The sequence below is a fragment of the Lachnoclostridium phytofermentans genome (genome assembly GCF_000733755.1).
Taxonomy (GTDB): domain Bacteria; phylum Bacillota; class Clostridia; order Lachnospirales; family Lachnospiraceae; genus Lachnoclostridium; species Lachnoclostridium phytofermentans_A.
The window spans coordinates 281289-305247 of record NZ_JPOF01000008.1; the positions used below are offsets into that span (position 1 = coordinate 281289).

General features: G+C 35.6%; 18 protein-coding genes. 16 read left to right on the plus strand and 2 right to left on the minus strand.

What is annotated here, in order from left to right; all coding sequences use genetic code 11:
- Nucleotides 1–130 precede the first annotated feature (130 nt).
- From CC92_RS0119935 to CC92_RS0119965, 7 genes are all read left to right on the plus strand, one after another.
- On the plus strand, nucleotides 131–1321 hold the full coding sequence (locus tag CC92_RS0119935; protein ID WP_029501762.1) for a BMP family ABC transporter substrate-binding protein: 1191 nt from the start codon (nucleotides 131–133) through the stop codon (nucleotides 1319–1321).
- Between the two features lie 404 nt (nucleotides 1322–1725).
- Complete coding sequence (locus tag CC92_RS0119940; protein ID WP_029501761.1) at nucleotides 1726–3261, plus strand: ABC transporter ATP-binding protein; 1536 nt, start codon at nucleotides 1726–1728, stop codon at nucleotides 3259–3261.
- A 1-nt stretch (nucleotide 3262) separates the two neighbouring features.
- Complete coding sequence (locus CC92_RS0119945; protein WP_029501760.1) at nucleotides 3263–4354, plus strand: ABC transporter permease; 1092 nt, start codon at nucleotides 3263–3265, stop codon at nucleotides 4352–4354.
- A complete protein-coding gene (locus CC92_RS0119950; protein WP_029501759.1) occupies nucleotides 4354–5313 on the plus strand; it encodes an ABC transporter permease in 960 nt (319 codons plus the stop codon). The genes CC92_RS0119945 and CC92_RS0119950 overlap by 1 nt, the downstream gene beginning before the upstream one ends.
- 539 nt (nucleotides 5314–5852) lie before the next feature.
- Nucleotides 5853–7922, plus strand: coding sequence for a methyl-accepting chemotaxis protein (locus CC92_RS0119955; protein WP_029501758.1), 2070 nt, complete (start codon nucleotides 5853–5855; stop codon nucleotides 7920–7922).
- Between the two features lie 292 nt (nucleotides 7923–8214).
- Nucleotides 8215–8976 (plus strand): MBL fold metallo-hydrolase, encoded by a 762-nt coding sequence (locus tag CC92_RS0119960; protein ID WP_029501757.1) that lies wholly within the window; start codon nucleotides 8215–8217, stop codon nucleotides 8974–8976.
- 338 nt (nucleotides 8977–9314) lie between these two features.
- On the plus strand, nucleotides 9315–10142 hold the full coding sequence (locus tag CC92_RS0119965) for a Cof-type HAD-IIB family hydrolase (protein ID WP_029501756.1): 828 nt from the start codon (nucleotides 9315–9317) through the stop codon (nucleotides 10140–10142).
- A 700-nt stretch (nucleotides 10143–10842) separates the two neighbouring features.
- Here CC92_RS0119965 and CC92_RS0119970 read toward each other — a convergent pair.
- Together CC92_RS0119970 and CC92_RS0119975 are read right to left on the minus strand one after the other, a co-directional pair.
- Nucleotides 10843–11667: an ABC transporter permease gene (locus CC92_RS0119970; RefSeq protein ID WP_029501755.1), complete on the minus strand. Its 825-nt coding sequence runs from the start codon at nucleotides 11665–11667 to the stop codon at nucleotides 10843–10845.
- Entirely contained in the window at nucleotides 11664–12446 is a 783-nt protein-coding gene (locus CC92_RS0119975) for an ABC transporter ATP-binding protein (RefSeq protein ID WP_029501754.1), read from the minus strand. Before CC92_RS0119975 ends, CC92_RS0119970 begins: the two co-directional genes overlap by 4 nt.
- Nucleotides 12447–13522: 1076 nt before the next feature.
- Here CC92_RS0119975 and CC92_RS0119980 point away from each other — a divergent pair.
- The 9 genes from CC92_RS0119980 to CC92_RS0120020 all read left to right on the plus strand — a co-directional run bounded on the left by CC92_RS0119980 (nucleotide 13523) and on the right by CC92_RS0120020 (nucleotide 23829).
- Entirely contained in the window at nucleotides 13523–14740 is a 1218-nt protein-coding gene (locus CC92_RS0119980) for an InlB B-repeat-containing protein (RefSeq protein ID WP_029501753.1), read from the plus strand.
- Nucleotides 14741–14867: 127 nt separating this feature from the next.
- Complete coding sequence (locus tag CC92_RS0119985) at nucleotides 14868–17345, plus strand: ABC transporter substrate-binding protein (RefSeq protein ID WP_029501752.1); 2478 nt, start codon at nucleotides 14868–14870, stop codon at nucleotides 17343–17345.
- Nucleotides 17346–17469: 124 nt separating this feature from the next.
- A complete protein-coding gene (locus CC92_RS0119990; protein WP_029501751.1) occupies nucleotides 17470–18459 on the plus strand; it encodes an ABC transporter permease in 990 nt (329 codons plus the stop codon).
- Nucleotides 18460–18471: 12 nt separating this feature from the next.
- Entirely contained in the window at nucleotides 18472–19521 is a 1050-nt protein-coding gene (locus CC92_RS0119995; protein WP_029501750.1) for an ABC transporter permease, read from the plus strand.
- A gap of 12 nt (nucleotides 19522–19533) precedes the next feature.
- Nucleotides 19534–20715: an ABC transporter ATP-binding protein gene (locus tag CC92_RS0120000; RefSeq protein WP_029501749.1), complete on the plus strand. Its 1182-nt coding sequence runs from the start codon at nucleotides 19534–19536 to the stop codon at nucleotides 20713–20715.
- Nucleotides 20708–21676: an ABC transporter ATP-binding protein gene (locus CC92_RS0120005; RefSeq protein WP_029501748.1), complete on the plus strand. Its 969-nt coding sequence runs from the start codon at nucleotides 20708–20710 to the stop codon at nucleotides 21674–21676. The genes CC92_RS0120000 and CC92_RS0120005 overlap by 8 nt, the downstream gene beginning before the upstream one ends.
- A 206-nt stretch (nucleotides 21677–21882) precedes the next feature.
- Nucleotides 21883–22353: an IS200/IS605 family transposase gene (tnpA, locus tag CC92_RS0120010; RefSeq protein WP_029501569.1), complete on the plus strand. Its 471-nt coding sequence runs from the start codon at nucleotides 21883–21885 to the stop codon at nucleotides 22351–22353.
- A gap of 315 nt (nucleotides 22354–22668) precedes the next feature.
- Nucleotides 22669–22989 carry a hypothetical protein gene (locus tag CC92_RS0120015; RefSeq protein ID WP_029501747.1) on the plus strand — a complete coding sequence of 107 codons (321 nt, stop codon included), beginning with the start codon at nucleotides 22669–22671 and terminating at the stop codon, nucleotides 22987–22989.
- Between the two features lie 285 nt (nucleotides 22990–23274).
- Nucleotides 23275–23829: a hypothetical protein gene (locus tag CC92_RS0120020; protein WP_029501746.1), complete on the plus strand. Its 555-nt coding sequence runs from the start codon at nucleotides 23275–23277 to the stop codon at nucleotides 23827–23829.
- Nucleotides 23830–23959 lie beyond the last annotated feature (130 nt).

Below are 23959 nucleotides of genomic sequence, written 5' to 3' on the forward strand. Positions count from 1 at the left end.
TGCTTTTTGTTATTCCTGGTTCCTGTTTTTAAAGGAGGGAATATAAGAAACGGATGGTAATTATCCAAAGTTTTTACAGAGTAAGTGATTGGTAAAAACCAGCTTACTAACTAACGGGAGGAAACGTATTATGAAAAAGAAAGCGCTCAGCTTACTAATGACAGTAGCTCTAGCAGCAACCTTATTTGCAGGTTGCGGAACAAAGGATGCAAACAGTGGTGCAGTAGAACCAACAAAAGCTCCAGTAACAGGTGAGAATTCTGGGGATGAAGCAAAGAAGGGCCTATATGCTCCAATTGCAAAGGAAGACATCAAGATTGGTGTAATCCACATCACTAACCCAGCTGAGGGTTCTGGTTATACATATACTCATGATGTTGGTATTCAGGGTATGCAGAAGAATATTGGTTTAAATGATGATCAGATTATTAGAAAGAATAATGTTAATGATCAGGATGCTGTAGCCATTCGTAACGCAATTGAAGAGTGTATCGAAGAAGGTGCTAATTTAATTTTTGCTACTAGCTGGGGATACATGGATACTGTTGAAGCTATGGCAGCTGAGCATCCGGATGTAATCTTTTCTCATGGTACAGGATATAAATCAAATGGATCTAACTTTAATAACTATTTTGGTAGAATTTATCAAGCAAGATACTTAACAGGTATAGCAGCTGGTTTAAAGACAACTTCAAACAAGATTGGCTATGTAGCAGCTTGGGGTAAAGATAACTCTGAGGTTACTGGTGGTCTTGATGCATTTGCTATGGGTGTTTACTCTGTCAATCCAGAAGCTAAAGTTTATGTAAAGACAACAAACAGCTGGTTCTCTCCTGAAGGTGAGGCAGCAGCTGCAGAAGCTTTAATCGCTCTTGGCTGTGATGTAATTGGACAGCACTGTGATACTCCAAATCCTATGACAGCGGCAGAAGCAGCAGGTGTATTTGGCGTTGGTTACAACTCCGATATGTCTAAGGATGCCCCTAAGGCAGTTCTTACTTCCGCTCTTTGGGATTGGTCAGCATATTACACATCCGCTGTTAAGTCTGTTATCGAAGGAACTTGGGATGGAAGCAACTATTTTGGTGGTATGGCAGAAGGCTTAATTAATATCGCTCCATTATCTGATCTTTGTGCACCAGGAACAACAGAGAAAATTGCAGAAGTAGAAGCTAAATTTAAGTCTGGTGAATGGGATGTATTTACTGGAGTTATCGAAACTAACGATGGTCAGACTATCGGTGAAGAAGGAAAATCTTTAGATGATGCTACAATTACTGGTGGTATTAACTGGTACTTTAAGAATGTAGTAGAGGACTAGATGTTCAAAATGATTTAAATTGAGGGAAATATATTTTTTTGGGTGTTGCAAATTGAAAATAAAATGTTTGCAACACCCATATTGTGTTTTGGAAGTTGATTTATTTATATAGTGATACCTTGAAAAGTAAACTGGGTATTTAACCGAATCAAGTAAATCCCCCTCTTCCAATGCGGAGCATTAAGAGGGGGTTGGTGGACTTGCTTTGTCAGGTGAGGGAAAATCCCCACCTGACAAGCTTGATAATAGCGATGAGGTTAGGAGAAAGTAGCGAAGCGGATTGCAATTATCCGCTTTGACTTTCTAGATAAAGGATAAATTGACTTTAGCTGGTATAAATAGTATGATTGGGAGTGTCATAATTTCAAATAAATTGTAGAAGAAAAGGATTTGGAGGAAATCTTATGGAGAAGGGGAAAGAACCTGTTTATGCAATTGAATGCAAAGGGATTACCAAAACCTTCGGAAGTGTTGTGGCAAATGATCACATCGACTTAAACGTAAAACAAGGTGAAATCTTAGCACTCTTAGGAGAGAATGGTTCCGGTAAAACAACATTAATGAATATGCTTTCTGGTATATATCATCCAGATGAAGGTTCTATCTTTGTAAAAGGAGAAGAAGCGTTGATTAATTCTCCAACGGATGCTACTAGTTTTGGCATCGGTATGATACATCAACATTTTAAGTTAGTAGAAGTGTTTACTGCTGCCCAAAACATTGTGTTAGGAACAAAAGAAAAATTAGAGTCTCCAAAAGTAATGAAGGAGAAAATCGATGCAATCTGTAATAAGTTTGGCTTAGAAGTTGATTCCGATAAGAAAGTCTATGATATGTCAGTTAGCGAAAAGCAGACCGTAGAAATCTTAAAGGTTTTATATAGAGGTGCTCGTATCCTGATCCTAGACGAGCCAACTGCAGTACTTACACCGCAAGAGACAGAGAAACTTTTTGCGATTCTTAGAAAGATGAAAGAGCAAGGAAATGCTGTAATTATTATCACACATAAATTAAATGAAGTTCTAGAGATTAGTGATCGTGTTACTATCTTAAGAAAAGGACAAAGTATAGAAACAGTGGTAACAGCAGAATGTGATGTGAATTCCCTCACTGAGCTTATGGTTGGTAGAGCAGTTAGTCTTGAAATTGATCGTCCAGAAGTGGAGAAAAAGGAAGCAATATTAAAATGTGTGGACTTAACAATTGATTCCTCTGATGGGACAAGAGGTATTGAAGATGTAAGCTTTGAAATTCGTACTGGTGAAATTTTAGGTATTGCTGGTGTTGCTGGTAGCGGACAGAAGGAGCTTTGCGAAGGTATCGCTGGTTTATTAAAGGTAAAGCAAGGCGCAATTTTATATAACAAAGAAAACATCGTGGGTAAAACTCCGCTTGAGATTATTAGTCTTGGTATTAGTATGAGTTTTGTACCAGAAGATCGTCTTGGAATGGGCTTGGTAGCATCTATGGGTATGACAGATAACATGCTTCTTAAGAGCTATAAAAAGGGAAAGGGACCTTTTATCAGAAGAAAACCTGCGAAAAAGTTAGCTAGTGAGTTAATAAAGAAGTTATCGATTGTGACACCAGGAATTGAAACACCTGTGCGTTTGATGTCTGGTGGTAATGTTCAGAAAGTATTATTAGGGCGTGAAATAGAATCTTCTCCGAATGTATTAATCACTGCATATCCAGTCCGCGGACTTGATATTAACTCTTCCTATATGATTTATAATTTACTGAATGAACAGAAGAAAAAGAATGTAGCAGTCATTTATGTTGGTGAAGACCTAGATGTTTTATTAGAGCTTTGTGATAATATTATGGTTCTTTGTCACGGTAAGATTACAGGAATTGTCAACGCAAAGAAGGCAACCAAAGAAGAACTTGGTATCTTGATGACTGGCGGTAGTACAAAGGGGGTAACGAAGGTTGAGTAATATTGCTACAAAAACAGGAAAAAATGAGCCGTTAATCCGAACAATAAAGCGAGCTGAGCTACCTAAAAATCGAGTTATTATGTTAAGGCTTGCAGCTCTTCTTTTAGCCTTAATTGCAGGTGCTATCTTTATCTTATGTATAGGAAATAATCCATTTGCAGTATATACAACCATGGTGAAAGGTGCATTTCGTTCAAAGTTAGCATTTCAAGGGACAGTAAAATTAATGATACCTCTACTTATTACTTCTCTTGGTCTTACGTTAGCGTTTCGTATGAAATTCTGGAATATTGGTGCAGAAGGTCAGATTATCATGGGTGCAGTTTTTGCATCATATTTTGCAATATTCCATGGAGATATGCCACATTGGTTGTTAATTACAGTCATGATGATTGCTGGTATGATTGGTGGCGGTTTGACAGGATTATTACCGGCATATTTTAAGGCTAAGTATAATACAAATGAGACCTTGTTTACTTTAATGCTAAATTATATCGCTCTTAACTTTGTTGTATTTCTAAGAGAAGGACCATGGGCGGATCCTACTTCTCCAGGTTATAAAAAATTTGCTTTATTCCCAGCTGAGGCAAGGTTAGATAAAGTATTTGGTATCCATGCAGGCTGGATTATCGCAATTATTGTGCTGATCGTTGTATTCATTTATACGAAGTTTACAAAGCAATGCTATGAGATTGATGTAGTGGGTGAAAGTAAAGCTACTGCAAGTTATGCGGGGATGAATGTGAAACGCATTATCTTACGTACGATGTTTTTAAGTGGTGCAATCTGTGGTTTGGTCGGTATGATTGAGGTCAGTGGTAATGCTGGTACTATGACAGAAGGTATTACAAGAGGTGTTGGTTTTACTGCGATTATTGTAGCTTGGCTTGCTAACTTAAAACCTATGTCTATTTTTGTAATTGCCGCACTATTTAGTATCATGGAAAAGGGAAGTAGCGTTGTAGAATCTACGTTTGGAGTTTCAGAGGCTTGTGCTGATGTTCTTCAAGGAATTATTCTTTTCTTTGTTATTGGTTGTGAGTTCTTTATTCGTTATAAATTTGCAGTTAGAAAAAAAGGAGGTAAGGCATAATGGATTTTGGTATGATTATTGCTTTTATAGCAGCCTCCATAACCTCTGGTACTCCAATCCTTTTTGGTACCTTGGGTGAAATTGTTACAGAGAAGGTTGGGCATTTAAATTTAGGTGTGGAAGGTATGATGGCAATCGGAGCTTTTGCTGGTTTTATGGCGGGGTATACGACAGATAGCTTTTTGATTGCGATTCTTGTGGCATTTGCTGCAGGAGCATTGGCTGCCCTTATCTATGGTATCTTAACGATTACCTTTATGGCAAATCAGAATGTTACTGGTTTGACCTTAACGATTTTTGGCGTAGGCCTAGCAAACTTTTGTGGTCATTTCGCTAGAAAAACCTTAGAAGTGGAATCCTTAAAACTTCCAGAAAAAATAACTGATCAGATGAGAGCAATTAATATACCTGGTCTTAGTGATATTCCTGTGATTGGACCTTTGCTATTTTCTTATAATCCATTTGTTTACCTTGGTATTATTACTGCGATTCTTCTAGCTTTTTATTTTAACCGTACCAAGCGTGGGCTTAATGTAAGAGCGATAGGTGAGAACCCTGCCGCTGCAGATGCCGCAGGTATTAAGGTAACGAAGTGGAAGTACATTAATGTATGTCTTGGTGGTGGAATTTGTGGTATTGGTGGTGCCTTCACCATTATGATTATCAATAAAGGAGTATGGATTAGTGACTGTGTCAATGGTCTTGGTTGGATATCGGTAGCCCTTGTTATATTTGCTTCTTGGAATCCGAAAAAAGCAATCTTTGGTTCCTTTATCTTTGGTGCTCTTCGTCAGTTAAAGTACTATGTTCCTAGTTCTATTGGAATTCCAGGGGCAATCTACGATATGCTTCCATACATTATTACAACCATAGTTTTAATTATGGCGTCAGTTAGAAATTCGAAAAAGAATGCTCAACCAGCTTCCTGTGGTGTGAATTACTTCCGTGAGGAGCGTTAGAATTTTACTTATTAATTGCAAAAACAATAAATAGGAAAATCTAGATAAGATTGAAAGTGTTAGTGAGAAGGATGGCCTTTTTACTAGCACTTTTTTTATTCATGACAAGGAAAAGTATACGAAGCGTGCTTTTTCTTGTTTATAGTATATTACTTAGCATATTCCTTAAGACTAAAATACTATAGGGAATGTGCACTCACCCTGGGGATTTAGCAAGGTATAGTATCTACGCCTTGACAAAGTGACTCTTACTACTAGTGAATGCAAAGTAAGAAATAGCGGGATGAAAGCTTTGCTTAGGGTACCTATCATAATTAGAACGGAATTTAGTACATTTACTAAAATAGTTTTGTTTTCGAAATATATTTATTGAAATAATGTAGGTTTTGATTTTTATAAGTGTTTATTAGACATAAATTATAAAATAGTAAAAAATGCATGGAAATATTTATAAGTATATGCTAAAATATAACTATGTTTTCGAAAATTTACGAATTATAAAACGATAATTTCGAACAAAAACATAGGAGGTATGTCATATGGGGAAGAAAAGAAGTGGTAATGATGTACGAAAGAAAAAAAGTCAGGGATTGGGGTTTCGAAGCATTCGCACAAAACTCATTTTATGCGTACTGCTTCCCGTGTGTTTTATTGTTATCTTAGGATTTATTTCTTATCGAAGAGCTGCGTCAGGATTTATTAGTAACTATAAAACCTCAGTCGGACAATCACTTACGATGACAAGTGACTATTTATCCTTCATCTTTGATAGTACCAGGGGAGATTACAATTCCTTGGTAGCAGAGCCAAATCTGATAGCTTATGCGAACGGGGTTTATGACAGTTTAGAAGTGCAAAAACAAGCGATTATTTTTAAGAACCGGGAGGAGTTTAATAAGACCTTACTTCATGCTGCCTTTATAGGAAATATACATATCCTAACGGATCGTGGGAATAGTATAACAACAGCAAAACCAACGCAAACAGATCTTTATACGTTATTTAGTGAGACAGAACAAGGACAGCTTGCCAAAGCAACGCCTACGAAGTATTTTTGGTTTGGTCAGAGTCCTAAGCTCGATGAGATATTAGGGACGAATGAGAAGGATTATGCAGTTCGAATGGTGCGCAAGTTTCCAGAAGCAAAAGCATATATTATGATTGATTTAAAAAAGGATGCAGTTCTTAATATTTTGAATAAGCTTGATATGGGAGAGGACAGTATTCTTTCTCTGATATTACAAGATGGTTCTGAAGTTACTACCGGTGGAGAAACTGGTTTTTCTTTTCAATCCCAGAACTTTTATGAGGAAGCAGCTATGACAGCAGAAGGCTTCACTGTGAAAGAGGTTTCCTATCAAGGAGAGTCCTATCTGTTTATCTATGACGATATAGGAACCACCAATACCTCATTATGCTCTATGGTACCTATGAAAAATGTGATGAAACAGGCAAATGATATTAAATTACTTACGGTTGTAATCGTAATTGCTGCAAGTTTAATTGCGGGATTTACGGGATTATGGATTACCAATCGTATGGGAAGCACGATTAAGCAGGTACTTATCCAAATAGAAAAAGCAACCAATGGGGATATGACGGTAACATTTCCATCAAAGCGGAAGGATGAGTTAGGGATATTGTGTCACAAGCTAACGCAAATGATAAATCATACGAATAAGTTAATACTTAAAATAAAGGACACTGCGAGTGAAATGACAAGTGTTGCGAGTAAGGTGTCCGAAGCATCCAGTAATTTTGTTGTGTCCTCCCAAGGGATTAAGACAGCAACGATGGAAATTGAAACGGGGATTGCCTCCCAAGCAAGTGACTCTATAAAAAGTACAAAGCAGATGGACGATTTATCTGCTAAAATTGCGCTTGTTCATAAGAATGCAGCTACCATCAATGATATTGCACATAAAACGAATACTTCTGTGAAGCAAGGAACAGAACATCTGTCACTAATACATAAAAAAACACAGGCAACAACACAAATTACTGAGGAATTTATTAAGAAAGTTCAAGCTCTTGAAATGAAGTCAAAATCGATTAGTGAAATTGTTAATGTTATAAATGAAATTTCGGAACAAACCAATCTACTCTCCTTTAACGCTTCGATTGAAGTTGCGCGCGCTGGTGAAGCCGGCAGAGGGTTCCGTGTTGTAGCGGAGGAGATACGAAAGTTGGCGGAGCAAACCTTAAGTTCTGCAAAGAAAATAGATAGGATTATCCTTGATATGATAAAAGAAACGAAGCTGACTGCAGAAGTTGCAAATCAGGCAGAAATCTTTGTAAAAGAACAGGAGGGTATCGTTATGGAAACAGAAGGAGCATTTAGCGTAATGGATGAGCAGGTGGGGATTCTTGGTAATGAACTAAGCTCCATCTTAATGAACCTTCATGCGATGGAAGAAATGAGATTAACAACCTTGGATTCCATCCGCGATATCACTGCAGTTTCCGAACAAACAGCAGCGGCCTCCTCTGCATTAAGTAATAATGCAAGCCATCAGTTCCTTGTAGTTTCAAACCTAAATGATATGGCAGGCAAATTAACAGGGTATGCAGAAGAACTTAAGGATTCTGTTTCGGTATTTCATACATAATATTAAAGTTTCATCTTACAAACGATACATTAGATAGAACCTCGTTAATAAGGAATATAAACTAGCAGTTCATAGAAATCTTTGCCTTATTAAAGTAAATAGGTAATCTTAACCGAATGACAAGAACCTCGATTCTTAGGAACGAGGTTCTTGTCATTCGGTTAAGAAAGAAATCTATTAGTGTGCTTTTTATATACATCAGGGAAGGATTGAAATACGTTACTAGATCAGATAAGATAAAAGGAAAGTATAGTATAGTGAAACGAAACAATACCATAGGAGGGAGAGAAACATGGATTCTTGGTTTCAGACAGAACAGATAGATGAAAATACGTTTGTAATCAGTGAAGAGAAACATTGGGAACAAACGCATTGTTACTTGTTATTAGGTAGTAAAAAAGCTCTCTTAATAGATACGGGACTAGGTGTTGCAAACATAAAGAAAGTTGCTGAACTAATAACTGATTTACCGATTGAAGTCGTAACAACTCATATCCATTGGGATCATATTGGTGGACATAAGTACTTTGATTTTATCTATGTGCATGAAGCGGAAGTTGAATGGTTAGCACAGTTTCCTGTTCCGCGATCAGTTGTTGTGTCAAATTTACTTAAATATCCTTGTGAGTTCCCTGCTGATTTTAGAGCGGAGGATTATAACATATATCATGGAAAACCAAGTGTTATATTAGTAGATGATTCTAAGATTGATATCGGTAATAGAAGTATAAGAGTAGTACATACACCTGGTCATTCTCCCGGCCATATTTGTCTTTATGAGGAAGAACGTCAGTATTTATATACGGGTGATTTGGTTTATGAGGGGTGTTTGTACGCTTTTTATCCAACCACAGACCCTGTATTGTTTATGAAATCTATTAAAAAGGTAAAACAATTACCGGTCCAGAGGCTACTGCCTGCTCATCACTCCTTACAAATACCGGTTACATTACTTGAGGAAATAGACAACGGCTTTGAGCAAATCATGTCAGCGGGAAAATTAGCTCAAGGAAATGGAATATTTGATTTCCAGTATTTTAAGATTCATATTTGAATCATTAAACATCGAAAAACAAGTGTAAAATAGTAATTTTAGATTCATATGTAAAAAGTGAACTAAGAATAAAAAGTAAAAAGTGAATTAAAATCCATATGTAAAAGTGGACTAAGAATATATAATGTAAAAAGTGAACTAAGAATAAATTGACAGAAAAGAGAAAATAAGATAAGATGAAAGCGTTTTATGTAGCTTAGAGGTTCTCTTATACTTTACGTACGTATATTCTGTAAGGTATGTTTGCTGAATGGACTTCGTGTTAAGGATAAGAACTCTTAGATAGATATAGTTTGTCTTTGAGTTAAATAGGATAGAAAGGTTACTTTAAGATTAATATGGACATAAAAATTTTAGCACTCGATTTGGACGGGACATTAACAAATAGTGAGAAAAAGATTTCTTCACATACAAAAGAAACCTTACAAAGAGCGATGGAAGACGGAGTGACAGTGGTACTTGCTTCTGGAAGACCTTTGGTGGGGATTAAACCATTGGCAAAAGAACTGGAACTTTCGAAATATAGCGGGTATATTCTTGCTTACAACGGTGGTCAAATTATTGATTGTCATACAGGGGGAGAAGTATATCAAAAAGTACTTAATCCCGAAAGGATAGCATCGATCTATGAGGTGGCAAGAAAATTTGATGTGGCTATGCTTACTTATGATGGAGAGGACATTATAACAGAAGACGACACTGATCCCTATGTTTTAAGGGAATGTTTTATAAACAAGGTAAAGGTACGTAAAATAGAAGATATCGTTAGTCATGTTACTTATCCAGTACCAAAATGTCTTGTGGTCGGAGAACATGAAAAACTCCTTCCTGTGAGAGATTATTTAAAAGAAAAATATGGGGATGAACTAAGCATCTATTTCTCTGAGCCGTTCTTCCTTGAAATTATGCCTTTAGGAGTTGAAAAATCCGCATCCCTTGAATTATTATTAAACCGCCTACAGTTAAGCAGAGAAGAATTAATGGCATGCGGAGATGGGCTTAATGATATAACAATGCTACAATATGCTGGTCTTGGAGTGGCTATGGGGAATGCATGCAAAGAAGCAAAGGAAGTAGCTGACTATATAACTGTAACCAATAATGAGGATGGCGTAGCAAAAGCGGTAAATCGATTTATTTTAAGTAAGGAAAAGATGGTTGGTTAATCTATAATCTCTACGATATCAGATTGGAAGGGAAATTCATTCGCTGAGTTATTTATAAAATCAATCTGATATCCAGTGCCATCTTTAAATATAAAACCATTGGAAAGGTTAATTCTAATATAGCACATGTTACGAGATAGAAAGCCTTATTCTCGTAATAGGTGTCAATAAAACGAACAGAAGGGATATTGTTGCTTGTAGTTGCAAGGGCAATAGCAATTATGTACGATTGTGATTTTATTTCACAGTCGTTTTTTTTGCCATTGCGCGGTGAACTATAGATTTTGTATTATACGTACAAATAGTGAGTCGCTTTGTATGACCTCGAATTGCAAATTAGTGTTAAACATCATTTAAATATTCATAAAAAGTTCATGTAAATATCTGGATCCGGATTTTACTGGACTTGGTTTTTCTCTAAGGTGTTTGAGTAGGTAGCAAGTCTGACAGTGATATTATAATATTTTAAACTTAGGTATTTATAAAGTTTGATTATATATAGAATAGCATGTGGGTAGAAAAGAAGTTTAGATAAGGATAAGCGATGGAAAAGATGTAATATATTTTCCATTGCTTATCCTATTGAGTTTAAATCATATTTATATTGCGATTTTAGGGATGAAGCATTAATAAATAAATAAAATTAATACAGTTCAAGGCTGAATCTTCCATTAACTTGTGGCTTAAAGGTATCAGTATCTTATTGACGTCTTCTTACTTTCCGTTCAACATAGGAAAGAATTCCATATAGAGCTGTTGCGACGATACATAAAATAACTATGCTCATAATAACCCAATCCAGTTTGAAAACCTGAGAACCGTATACAATGAGATATCCTAAACCAGCCTTAGCAGCAAGAAATTCACCTATGATAACACCAACTAAAGAAAGGCCGATATTGACCTTCATACAGCTAATAATAGAAGGTAGGTTACCTGGAAGTACTACTTTAAATAAAACATCTTTTTTAGTACCACCCAGTGTATAGATGAGTTTGTATTTATCTTGCTCCGTGGAGTTGAAATTGGTATATAGTGTTATAATTGTTCCGAAGACTGCGACCGTCACCGCCGCCACAATAATAGTCTTCATATTATTCCCAAGCCAAACAATAAAAACAGGCGCGAGAGCTGACTTTGGAAGGCTATTAAGTACCACAAGATAAGGTTCTAACACCTTAGCAACACTTTCATTCCACCACAACAAGACTGCAACTAGAAGTCCTATGCCTATAACTAAACCAAAACTTATAAAAGTTTCCATCAGTGTAATTCCGATATGGTAAAATACTGTACCATCTTTCGCCATATCCGTGAAACACTTAACAACTCTGGAAGGGCTACTGAATATAAATGAATTTAGCCACCCAGCCCTTGTTGAAAGCTCCCACAAAATTAAAAAAGATAAAAATATAATCCATTGTGCGATACGAATTTTTGTTACTCTCTTTTGATATCGTTTTAGATACGCTTGGTGGATTGCAGAAGCAGATAAGAAATCCTCTTTCTTAATACGATGCGTCATACAGATGTCAACTCCTTCCAGATTAAATTGAAATAGGTACTGAATTCAGGAGCTAAACGCTTTTGTAGTGGAGAATCATCTTTCGAGGTCAAGTTGATTTCGATTTCTTTTTTTACAGAAGCTGGTCGATTAGAAAGTACAATCACCTTATCTGCTGTACTGATTGCCTCCGCTATATCATGGGTAATTAATACCGCAGTTTTATTTTCTTTGCGGATAATCTTACAAATATCGTCTGAAACCTCAAGACGAGTCTGATAATCTAGCGCTGAAAATGGTTCGTCTAAAAGCAGAATATCTGGTTGCAAAAGTAGTGTACGGATTAATGCTGCACGTTGCCGCATTCCACCAGATAATTCCATAGGCTTAGAATCAATAAATGAGATTAGTCCATAAGTCTCTAATAAATGATTAATGATAACCATGCTTTGGTCTGAGTATTTATGTTGAATCTCCAGACCAAGCGCAACATTTCGCAATGTGCTTCTCCAATCCAGAAGATGGTCTTTTTGCAACATGTAACCAATATTTAAGCCTGAATTTTTTGTGTCCTTACCATTAATATAGATACTTCCTGTATCGGGTTTAATTAATCCAGCAATTAATGATAGTAGAGTTGACTTACCACACCCACTAGGTCCTACAATTGCTAGAAACTGCCCCTCTGATACATGAAAACTGACCTCCTTCAATGCAGTAGTCTCTCCAGCTAAGGTATGATACGAGTAGCTTAAACGATCTACATGGAGAAATTCCTTAGTAGTAATATGAGATTCCATGAGTAGCCTCCATATTTATGCTATACAGTATTATATGAGGAAAAAGCGAGTTGGTGAGTTATATATTTGTAGATAAATGGCAAAAAAATAAAAGTTTTGGGGACTGTTAGCTGAGACTTTGGCTGCCTTAGAATGTTATGTTCGAAATGTTTGCTATCGCTAGAGGATAGTTTATCCTTTATTCTGTAGATAAAAATAGAGATACTAAGCTAAGCTAAGATAACCAATAGCTATGATAGAAATAATTAAATTTATAGTTAAGTGTTCACAAATATGTAAATATATGGTAAGCTATAGACGAGAACTATCGAACCATAGTTTACAGCGAATAAAGATTAATAATGAAAAATGCTATTTTTTGTAGAAAAGATTATGTCATTAAAAATTAAGATGTTTAATAAGCTTGTTCATAAAGGAAAATAAGAAAAAAAGAAGGAAGGTTTTCCAATGCAGCTCAAAATTTTGCTGAAATTTTACAAGTACACGAAGTATTCTATCCTTAACTCTAATGGAGCAGAATCAATACTCTAACCGTTAATTAACTATTCTCAAGACATAAAGTAAAAATTCATAAAGACTTCAAAGAATTTCTACCATTCGATATCATTCTTTTAACCATTCTAAAACTAGTTTATTAATCGACCGACTATCAATCAACAAAAATGAATCCTACATATCACTAGAAATATAATCAATCAATAGCTCCTAAATTTTATAAATAATTACTTTACCTAATCCTATAACAAAAGAACTACAGATACTGAAAAGGTATAAGAACTCTTTAGAAAAATTAATAAAAATAAAGGTGAAATTATAGGTAGATAATCACTTTATAGAAACTAAATTAATAATAATTCTCATTTTTTGCATAATTATAATTAAATAGATAGGAATGATTAACAAAGAAATGAAACTCATTAGCGACATATTATTGACTTTTTTGTCCATTGTTGCTATAATCTGTATGAATTAGCAAAATTTACATAACAAATCTGCGAAGAAGCATTCCTATTTTTGGCATGGGGGTGGTTTCTCTTTTTTTATTCGGAGATATTGGTTAATCTTGGGAGGATACTATGTACAAGTTGAAAAAAGGATTTATGGTATTGGTAATGGCCACCTCAACATTACTACTTGGTGGCTGTAGCGTAGGAACGAGTTCTCTATTTACACATCCTGCAGAGCAGGGGTATGAATATGAGGTTACATACGATACAATGGGTGGTCATATCAATCAAGAAAATAAACGTGTTGTATATTATGCAGAGGATTCGCTTTTGTTTGAACCAAGCGGAACAGCTGGTATGCTCGTACAGCCTAAGAATGGTGATAAGACCTTAGTCGGATGGTATACCAAGTATACAACAGAAGAATCTAGTGATGGAACTGTCTATCATTTCAATGAAGAGGATTTGTGGGATTTTTCTGCTGACCGAATATCTAATGAAAACACTACGGATCAAAATTTAACATTATATGCCAGATGGGCTGATAATCCCTCTATTAACTTCTTAGATGCGACAAATCCTGAGGGAGATACCCTGTTAAAATGGTCAATTAGTGTAGGAAGTGAATTAAAGCGCCCAACATCTACGGAGCCAAAGAAGGCAGGATTCACTTTAATAGATTATTATAAGGATCCAGAGTGCACTGTAAAATTCGAATTCGATCAAGTGATTGAAGAGGACGATATTGATTACTCGAATGGCGGTAAAGCTCAGATCAATATTTATTGTAAGTTTATCGAAGGTGAAATGACTCGTGTTAAAACAGTAGGTCAGTTAAAAGCAATAGCAGATAAACCGGAAGGACATTATATTTTAGCTAATGATATTGATTTATCGAAAGAAAAATGGACACCAATCGATAATTTTAATGGTGTACTGGATGGAAACGGATATTCCATTAAAAATTTAAATTTAACTGTGAAGAATCGTGTATCTGGTATCGCAGCTAAAAAAGCGGAAGAAGTATCCTTTGGATTATTTTCTAAATTAGAAGGTGCTAAGATTAATGACTTAACCTTGAAGGATATCAATATTGTAATTGATAAATCTTCAAATGTTAAAGTTTGTGTTGGAGGACTAGCTGGTCGTACTAAGAAAACAACCATCGAGAATTGTACCTTTGATGGAATAACGATTTCGTCGGATGGATTGTGTAGTATTGATATCGTTGCATCAAGTTCAGTAGCTGGTGATTATTCCACCAAGATAAACAATTGTGTGTTTGAGAATATCGATATGAAAAAGATAACAACTTCTGGTAATTTGAATCTGATAGAACAAAAATAAGGAATAATTGGTTTTCACAAAGCTCTTAAAATTCTTGTTGCGGTGAACATAAGAACAAGGAGTAGTAATATCTTAGGGTAATTAAGTCGTAAGGCTATAATTATAATAATTAAAACGGAGGAAAATTATGAAAAAGACAAAGAAATTAGTTGCGTTACTTCTTTGCATGTCTATGATTCTTTCTTTAGCAGCATGTAGTAAGAAAGATAAAGATGTAAATAAGGATATTACGCCAACTGCAGCACCAACTGAAGCTGCAGGCGAAAACAATGGGCAAGATCAAACAGTGAAGCCTGACGTACCAGCAGATAGAAGAGATGCTTCAACAGCACGTTCTACTGCTAATGAGAGTTCACCATTTGTTATTAGTACTTTAACACTTGATGGAAAATTCTCCCCATTCTTCTACACAAGTGCAAATGACGAAAAGGTATTAGAGAAAACTCAAGTTACTCTAATTACTAATAATGAATTAGCAGAGCCAGTTGCTGGAGTAGATCAACCAACAGCTGCATGGGATTTTGAGATGACAACGAATGATGATCAATCTAAGTCAACTTATAAATTCTGGATTAAGAATGGAATTACATTTAGTGATGGGCATGAATTAGATGCAGATGATGTATTATTTAATCTGTATTTATTATTAGATCCTAAGTATGATGGCTCTTCTACTTTATATTCTATGAATATTGAAGGATTAAAAGCTTATCAGACTCAGATACTTGATGAAAGTACAGCGGATGCCAAACTTGCAGAGTTTGCTAGCATAGCAGATAAAAAAGTAGAAGATGCGATTGCTGGTAATGGTGAGGCAGCTATATTAGATAAATTATGGGAACTTGTTGAAGAAAGTGTTATAGCAGATAATAACGCATTAATCAGTAATCAATATGTACCAGGAGATTTTGGTTTAGAAGCACCTGAAGATTTCTTAACTTCTGCACCACAGACTATTATCCTATTTTACTCTGGTATGAGTATCGGGAAAGAGTTGATTAGTTATAAAGATGGTGCATATGTGATCGATGAATCTACAGGATTAACTGTAGATAAAATGAGTTCATACACAGAACAAGACTACATTGATGCTTCAATGAAGTGCATCAAAGAAGCAATAACACCTGTTGAGTTTGATGCCGCATTTGGCTACACAACGGTAGATGATGTTAAGAAATTCTATGCAGCAGAAGAAAAATCAGCATATCTTGAGTCAAATAAAGGTACTGTTAAAAGCATCAGTGGTATTACCAAGGGGAAAGAAGTATGTTCAGACGGTGTTGAGCGTGAGACAGTTACTGTAGTATTAAATGGAGTTGACCCTAAGGCTATTTGGAATTTTACATTCCCAGTTGCTCCAATGCACTACTATACAGGTCAGGCAAGACATGATGCAGCCAATGGTGTTGATTCTTTTGGTGTTGACTTTTCTAGCAGTGAGTTCATGTTAGAAATTAAGGATTTAAATGGCCTACCTATGGGTGCAGGACCATATAAGATTACAGATGTAAATAATTCGGAAAGTCCTAAAGCAGATGGATTCTTTAATAATGGTATCTGTTACTTAACAGCAAATGATAATTTTATGTTGGGGGCTCCAAAGGCTAAATATTTAAGATTTAAAACAATTAACTCTGGATCAGAATTAGATTCCGTACTGACAGGAGAGACACATTACTCAGAACCTCAAGCAAGTGGTACTGTTATCAATCAGATCACATCAGATGCATCCTATTCTCATCTGGACTATGTGTTAGTTGATAATTTAGGATATGGTTACATTGGTATCAATGCACAGTTGATTCCTGATATTAACGTAAGACGTGCTCTTATGTCTGCTATGGATACTGCTTTAACATTAGGCTCTTATCCAGGTGGTTTAGCTGCAGTAATTCATAGACCAATGAGTCAGGTATCATGGGCTTATCCAGAAGGATCTACAGCTATGTACCCATTTGATGAGTCCGGTGCTGTATCGAAAGACTATTTCCTAAAAGCTGGATATACTGAAGCTGCTGATGGAACATTACTTACTCCAGAAGGAAAGAAACCATCCTTTAAATTTACTCTTCCAGCGAATGCAGAAGATCACCCAGCTGGTCAGGTATTCTTAAAAGCACAGGAAGTCCTCGCAAAAATTGGCGTAGAAATAATTATTGATATTGATCAAAATCTTTTAAGTAAGTTAGAGGAAAGTGTTATCTCTGTTTGGGCAGCTGCATGGCAAGCAACAATCGATCCAGATATGTTCCAAACATATTATTCTGATCCAGCAAAGAATCAAGCAGGCTCTCCAAAGTCTTCAGGATTGTACTATAAATTTGAGAATGGTACTGAGGAAGAAAAAGCTATTCTTGTTCGTTTAAATGAATTAATCGAGCAAGGCCGTTCTACTCTTAATGTAGATGAAAGAAAACCAATCTATACAGAAGCTCTTGATAAGGCTATGGAAATGGCCGTTGAACTTCCAACTTACCAGAGAAAGAATATGTTTGTTTTCGACAAGACTGTAGTTGATTCAAGTAGTTTAACACCAACAGATAAAACGACTCCTTACAGAAGTCCGATATTTGAAATTTGGAATGTTAGCTTACTTGACAAGTAATAAGTGGAAAAAATAAAAGAGTTCTAATGGAGAAGTACTCTTTAACGTACTAGATCTATTGAAAATGATGAAAAGGGGGGCATAAGGCTTTCGTCCCCCTTTTTCTACAGTGTGGGGTAAAAACATGTTCAAATATTTATTAAAAAGACTTGCAATATCCGTATTTATTCTATTTGGGGTATCAATTCTTATTTATTTTATTGTTCGTATGATGCCAGCAGATTATATTGACCAACATACTTCTGCTCAAGTAGCGCAAGGTCAGTTAACTAAAGAAGATGTACAAAGAATGAAAGAGTTATATGGTATTGGAGATAATTCCTTTGGTGGAATAATAAAAAGCTACGGACAATGGCTATCCAAAGCTGTTCGTGGTGATTTTGGTGTGTCCTTTGTATATGGACGTCCGGTTAAAGATGTAATCAGTAAATATATGTGGATATCGTTTGGTATATCCTTAGTTGGTATGATATTAAATATTCTAATATCGATACCCCTTGGTATCATAGCTGCAACGAAACAGTATGGAGTTGTTGACTATGCAGTTACAATACTTGCTATGATGGGTATCTCCTTACCAACATTTTTCTTAGCGGCTTTATTGATGCGTGTATTTTCAATTCAACTGGGGTGGTTCCCATTACAAGGTCTTTCTGATGCAACACAGATTTTAACAGGTTTTAGACGAGTTCTTGACAATATCCATCATCTAATACTTCCAATGGTAACCCTTGTAATTTTATCGATTGGTAGTTTGATGCGTTATACAAGAACCAATATGTTAGAAGTATTGAATTCCGACTATATCCGCACTGCAAGGGCAAAAGGGTTGTCTGAGAAGGTGGTTATTTATAAACATGCATTCCGTAATACACTAATTCCTATTGTTACTATGCTTGGTGGTAGTATCCCAGGGTTATTTGGAGGAGCAATGATCACAGAAACAGTTTTTGCTATCCCTGGTATCGGCTCCACATCATATAAGGCTATGTTACAGGGAGATATTCCATTTGTAATGGGATATATGATGTTTTTAGCTGTATTGACTGTTTTAGGTACCATTCTTGCGGATATTTCATACGCAATAGTGGACCCTCGTGTGAAACTACAATAAGGAGGTCTGAAGATGAGTGATGAAAATAATACAAATGTTCAGGCTACTGAGTTAGAACATGAGAGCTTGAGCGATAGTGTACGTGCGCTATCTCCAACACGTTTGGTAGTAAAACGTTTTTTTAGAAGTCGTTTATCAATGGTAGGTTTGTTTATCATTATATTTCTGTTTTTATTTAGCTATGTAGGTCCTTTATTCGTTCCATATGGAGAAACTCAGGTATTTCCTATTCCTACGGAAGTAAAAGTGTCTTCCTCTGAAACATTTGTTGGAGCAGATGGAGAAAAATATCAATATTATGATGTTTCTACAGGAATTGATTACTATAAATCTGCACCATCAAAAGAGCATTGGCTAGGAACAGATAGTAATGGTATGGATGTGTTTGTTCGCTTAATGTATGGTGGCAGAATTTCACTGACAATCAGCTTTTTAGTAATATTTTTAGAAACAATTATAGGTATTGTATTTGGTGGAATTTCAGGATATTTTGGTGGAAAGATAGATATGCTTATCATGCGTTTGGTTGATATCTTAAACTGTATTCCTACCATGCCGGTCTTACTTGTGCTTTCTTCTGTCTTACAAGCGATTCCAGTGGATATCATACCTGTAGGTATGAGGATTTACTACCTGATGGGTTTTCTTACTTTGATTGGATGGGCAGGAACAGCACGTATGGTAAGAGGACAAATATTATCTTTACGTGAACAGGAGTATATGGTCGCAGCAGAAGCCACTGGTATTTCTGCAAAAGCTAAAATTTTTAGACACTTAATACCAAATGTTATGCCTCAATTAATTGTACAGATGACATTAGGTCTTGGTAGCATCATCTTATATGAATCAACATTATCCTTCTTAGGTCTTGGGGTACAGATACCAAAGTCAGCCTGGGGTACTATGATTTCTCTAGCGGATCCATCGAAGGGACAAAGTATCTTACAGTATTATCCGAACCTTTGGATAGCTCCTGGTGTCTTAATTGTACTTGCTGTATTAGCATTTAACTTTGTAGGTGATGGATTACGTGATGCAATCGATCCAAAGATGAAGAGATAGGGGGATAATGCTATGGCGAAAGCAAAGAAAGATAACGGGCATTATATAACCCGTCAGGAAGAAAGAGCAATTTCTAAATATAATCGTAAAACAACAAAAGAATTGGAAGCAAAAAAGCATCAAAAGAATGTCGATGAAGGTATGTATGTAACCTCAATGAAGGACACGAATAATATCATAGAATTTGATGATTTACATACTTATTTCTTTACAGATGCTGGAACTGTTAAGGCTGTTGATGGGGTATCCTTTAATATTCCAAAAAATAGTACAGTTGGTGTTGTAGGTGAGTCAGGGTGTGGAAAAAGTGTAACAAGTTTATCACTGATGCAGTTAGTACAAGCACCTCAAGGTCAAATTGTTAGTGGATCTATTCGTTATAATGCAGGAGATAAGTGCTATGATATAGCGAAGATGCCAATTGACATGATGAGACAAATACGTGGAAAAGATATTGCAATGATTTTCCAAGAACCAATGACAAGTTTAAACCCTGTGTTTACGGTTGGTTATCAACTAGATGAAGTTACATTACTCCATAATCCAAAAGCAACCAAGGAAGAAGCGAAAAAGAAATCTATTGAAATGCTTACACAGGTGGGAATTGCCCGTCCAGAAGGCGTATATAATAATTATCCTCATGAGTTATCTGGTGGTATGAGGCAACGTGTAATGATAGCAATGGCACTTGTTTGTAATCCAAAGCTAATTATTGCAGATGAACCAACAACAGCTCTTGATGTTACGATTCAAGCTCAAATACTCGATTTACTTCGTTCGGTGCGTGAAGAAATCAATGGTAGTATTATGTTAATTACGCATGATCTTGGTGTGGTTGCAGAAATGGCAGATTTTGTTGTCGTTATGTATGCTGGAAGAATTATTGAGATGGGTACTGCAAAGGAAATTTTCCTTACACCAAAGCATCCATATACAATAGGACTTATGAAGAGTAAACCAATTGTTAATAAAAAAGTAGATCGCTTATATAGTATACCAGGACAGGTACCAAATCCGATTAATATGCCGCAGACATGCTATTTTAAAGATCGTTGCGATCGTAGTCATACTGCGTGTGAGGGACCATATCCAAAAGTTACCAAATTTAGTGATACACATCTCGTGTCCTGCTATTTATATAAAGATACGCCGGCACAAGAAAATAAGAGCACGGAGGTGGTAAAGGATGAGTGAGGTTTGTTTATCAGTTCAACATCTTAAAAAATATTTTACCATCGGTACAGATTTATTCGGTCGTCCTACACAATATTTAAAAGCAGTGGATGACGTATCTTTTGAAATTCCACAGGGAACAACAATGGGGCTGGTTGGCGAATCCGGTTGTGGCAAAACTACGATTGGTAGAACAATTTTGCGCTTGCATGATTTAACAGATGGAAAAGTTATATTTAATGGCCAAGATTTAGCAAAGTTATCAAAAAGACAACTAAGAAATTTAAGACCACAAATCCAAATCATATTTCAGGATCCTTATTCTTCCTTAAGTCCAAGACTTACCGTAGGTTCTATTATCGGAGAAGCAGTAAGTGCTCATAATATAGTACCCAAAAGTGCATTAAAGGAGTATGTATTAAGAGTAATGAAGGATTGTGGTTTGCAACCTCATTATTATGAACGCTATCCTCATGAATTCTCTGGTGGTCAAAGACAAAGGATTTGTATTGCACGAGCGATTGCCCTTCGTCCAAGGTTTATTGTGTGTGATGAACCTGTGTCTGCTCTTGATGTTTCTATTCAGGCGCAGATTATCAACTTGTTAAAAGACCTTCAAGATAAATATGAATATACTTACTTATTTATATCACATGATTTATCTGTTGTGGAACATATTTCTGATACAGTAGGAGTTATGTATCTAGGAAATATGGTAGAATACGGAGCGAAAGAGGACATCTTTAGTAATCCACTACATCCATACACGAAAGCATTATTTAGTGCAGTTCCTATGCCAGATCCAACGGTTAAGATGAAACGAGTTATCCTTCAGGGAGACTTACCATCTCCAGCAAATCCACCTAAGGGTTGCAAGTTCTGTACTCGTTGCCCTGAGTGTATGGAGATTTGTAAGACAGATGCTCCAGAATTTAAAGAAATAACAGAAGGACATAAAGTAGCTTGTCATTTATATAAATAATGATAGACAAATTAAGTTTTTGGATTAGTAATAAGTACTGCGAAGCAATGGCTTAACAGTACTTATTTTATTGTAGGGCTATCTTTAATAAACCACCGGCTAGGCCGGTGGATCACAATGGCTTCTAGCATTTTCATAATAAAACTCCTTTGTTATAATAAGTGTGGGTCTCAAACCGCACTAAATATAACAAAGGAGGTATCCAATTGGATAAGAATACATTATCACATACAACATGGGAATGTAAATATCATATTGTTTTTGCACCGAAATTTAGAAGGCAGATAATTTATGGAAGTATAAAGGCAGATGTTGCAAATATACTAAGTACATTGTGTAAAAGGAAAGGTGTAGAAATTATAGAGGCTGAATGCTGCAAAGATCACGTGCATATGCTAGTTAGAATACCACCGAATATAAGCGTTTCGGAATTCATGGGGTATTTGAAGGGAAAAAGTTCATTGATGATATTTGATAGACATTCAAATTTAAAATACAAATATGGAAATAGAAAATTCTGGTGTAGAGGATACTTTGTAGATACAGTTGGAAAAAATGCAAAGAAAATAGAAGAATACATCAGAAGCCAGTTGATGGATGACCAAGCAGAAGATCAACTAAGTTTGAAAGAATTTATTGACCCGTTCACGGGTGAGCCAGTAATAAAAGGCAAATAATAAACCCTTGTAAGGGTTAGCCAGAGAAAGTGGTGCGGTTGGGGCCTTTACTTTCGAAGGACCTTTGAGGTCCATGCCGGCAATAGCCCCTTACAGGGGCAGAGCAAACCACCAGTTCACACTGGTGGTGCTGATTCATGATAAGGAAAAGTACGCAGATGTGCTTTTTCTTGTTTTATGAAGTATATTAAGTTATTATCTAATGTGAGCTCTAATAAAACCACAAGGTTAACAAGCTGCTATTTAGTGGACACATGGCATAAAACAAAGTATGATAGAAATAGAATGCATTTTGTGGAAGAAAGGGTGACATCAATGAGTGATTTTAAGAAGGTTGGACAAATCATCGAACGCAACAAAGTGGAAACTGAGAAAGAAGTCAAAGGCGTTAAAAACCCAAAACAGACTTTTGTGGATGACGGTAGGTCGATTACCGATATGAATATAGAGGGATTTTCCTGGTATATGCCTAAAAAATATACCCAAGAGCGACAAAGTCTGTCTGATTTAAAATTAACTAGGAAAGAAAGAGTAGCAATGGTATTAGGTGCATTACAAGCTATTTTACCAATTGCAATCACAATTCTACTATTATTTTTTGGTGCTTTCTTAATTATAGCACTTTGGTTAAATTAATATAGGCATGAATGATGTATGAGTTACGCGTAACTTAATACCGACTACGAAAAGTGCTTCCATAAAGAAGCATTTTTTTTCTTGTTTACTCTTATTAGTTCAATATAGGTAGAAAAAGGACATCTCATGAAAAGTATTTGCAAATTACTTTTTACCATAAATCTACTATATTATTTCAATAAGATATAGAGTAAGATAATAGTTTAAATGGTTAATATTGATTGTTTTAAGATATTATGGTGTAAGATTACTAGTCATAAAATCGATATAAAAGGATGAAGTTTAATGAAGAAAAATGCTTATGTAAATGATTACAAAATCAACACAGAAGTTACGAGAGAAGGAAATAAATATAAAGAAAAAAAGAACATAACTTACCACGGTAAATACTATCGTATCCAAATGGATGAAAAAAAGATAAAAAAAGTAAAGTGGATCAATGTTGCCTATGGTATGGCATTTATCATTCTATTTGTTTTACTTGGGATTTTAAATAATGACGGATCACGTATTATTTATATTGTGCTCCCATATGTATTTCTATTTCTTCCGATATTCTACACAAATATGGGAACAATAAAATTACTGAATATTTCGGGAGATATGACAAGTAAAGAGTATGATCATACTATTATAAGGTTGAAAAAAACTACATTATCATTGTTAATTCTTTCAATCTCGTGTGCGTTAGGGGAATTATTGTATTTGGTAGGAAACAAGATAGTAGATGTCACTTCGAAGGAGTATATATTCTTAAGCGGCATTTTGATCATTGTTGGTCTATCAATTTTATTCATGCAACATCAAAAAACGGTTAACAAAAATATTATCGAAATATAATAAATTTCTGTGAAAAATGGATATAAAAGTGGATAAAAATGTTATTTAATACCGATTTAACGTGGTAAAGTACATGAAAAACGTAAATTAATTCCACATTTAGAAATTTTTTCAAGTTTTCATCACGTTG

Excerpts from the sequence above, each read along its gene's own strand:
- CC92_RS0119935 (WP_029501762.1), top strand. The coding sequence starts at position 131 with ATGAAAAAGAAAGCGCTCAGCTTACTAATGACAGTAGCTCTAGCAGCA.
- CC92_RS0119940 (WP_029501761.1), top strand. The coding sequence starts at position 1,726 with ATGGAGAAGGGGAAAGAACCTGTTTATGCAATTGAATGCAAAGGGATT.
- CC92_RS0119950 (WP_029501759.1), top strand. The coding sequence starts at position 4,354 with ATGGATTTTGGTATGATTATTGCTTTTATAGCAGCCTCCATAACCTCT.
- CC92_RS0119955 (WP_029501758.1), top strand. The coding sequence starts at position 5,853 with ATGGGGAAGAAAAGAAGTGGTAATGATGTACGAAAGAAAAAAAGTCAG.
- CC92_RS0119960 (WP_029501757.1), top strand. The coding sequence starts at position 8,215 with ATGGATTCTTGGTTTCAGACAGAACAGATAGATGAAAATACGTTTGTA.
- CC92_RS0119965 (WP_029501756.1), top strand. The coding sequence starts at position 9,315 with ATGGACATAAAAATTTTAGCACTCGATTTGGACGGGACATTAACAAAT.
- CC92_RS0119970 (WP_029501755.1), bottom strand. The coding sequence starts at position 11,667 with ATGACGCATCGTATTAAGAAAGAGGATTTCTTATCTGCTTCTGCAATC.
- CC92_RS0119975 (WP_029501754.1), bottom strand. The coding sequence starts at position 12,446 with ATGGAATCTCATATTACTACTAAGGAATTTCTCCATGTAGATCGTTTA.
- CC92_RS0119980 (WP_029501753.1), top strand. The coding sequence starts at position 13,523 with ATGTACAAGTTGAAAAAAGGATTTATGGTATTGGTAATGGCCACCTCA.
- CC92_RS0119985 (WP_029501752.1), top strand. The coding sequence starts at position 14,868 with ATGAAAAAGACAAAGAAATTAGTTGCGTTACTTCTTTGCATGTCTATG.
- CC92_RS0119990 (WP_029501751.1), top strand. The coding sequence starts at position 17,470 with ATGTTCAAATATTTATTAAAAAGACTTGCAATATCCGTATTTATTCTA.
- CC92_RS0119995 (WP_029501750.1), top strand. The coding sequence starts at position 18,472 with ATGAGTGATGAAAATAATACAAATGTTCAGGCTACTGAGTTAGAACAT.
- CC92_RS0120000 (WP_029501749.1), top strand. The coding sequence starts at position 19,534 with ATGGCGAAAGCAAAGAAAGATAACGGGCATTATATAACCCGTCAGGAA.
- CC92_RS0120005 (WP_029501748.1), top strand. The coding sequence starts at position 20,708 with ATGAGTGAGGTTTGTTTATCAGTTCAACATCTTAAAAAATATTTTACC.
- CC92_RS0120015 (WP_029501747.1), top strand. The coding sequence starts at position 22,669 with ATGAGTGATTTTAAGAAGGTTGGACAAATCATCGAACGCAACAAAGTG.
- CC92_RS0120020 (WP_029501746.1), top strand. The coding sequence starts at position 23,275 with ATGAAGAAAAATGCTTATGTAAATGATTACAAAATCAACACAGAAGTT.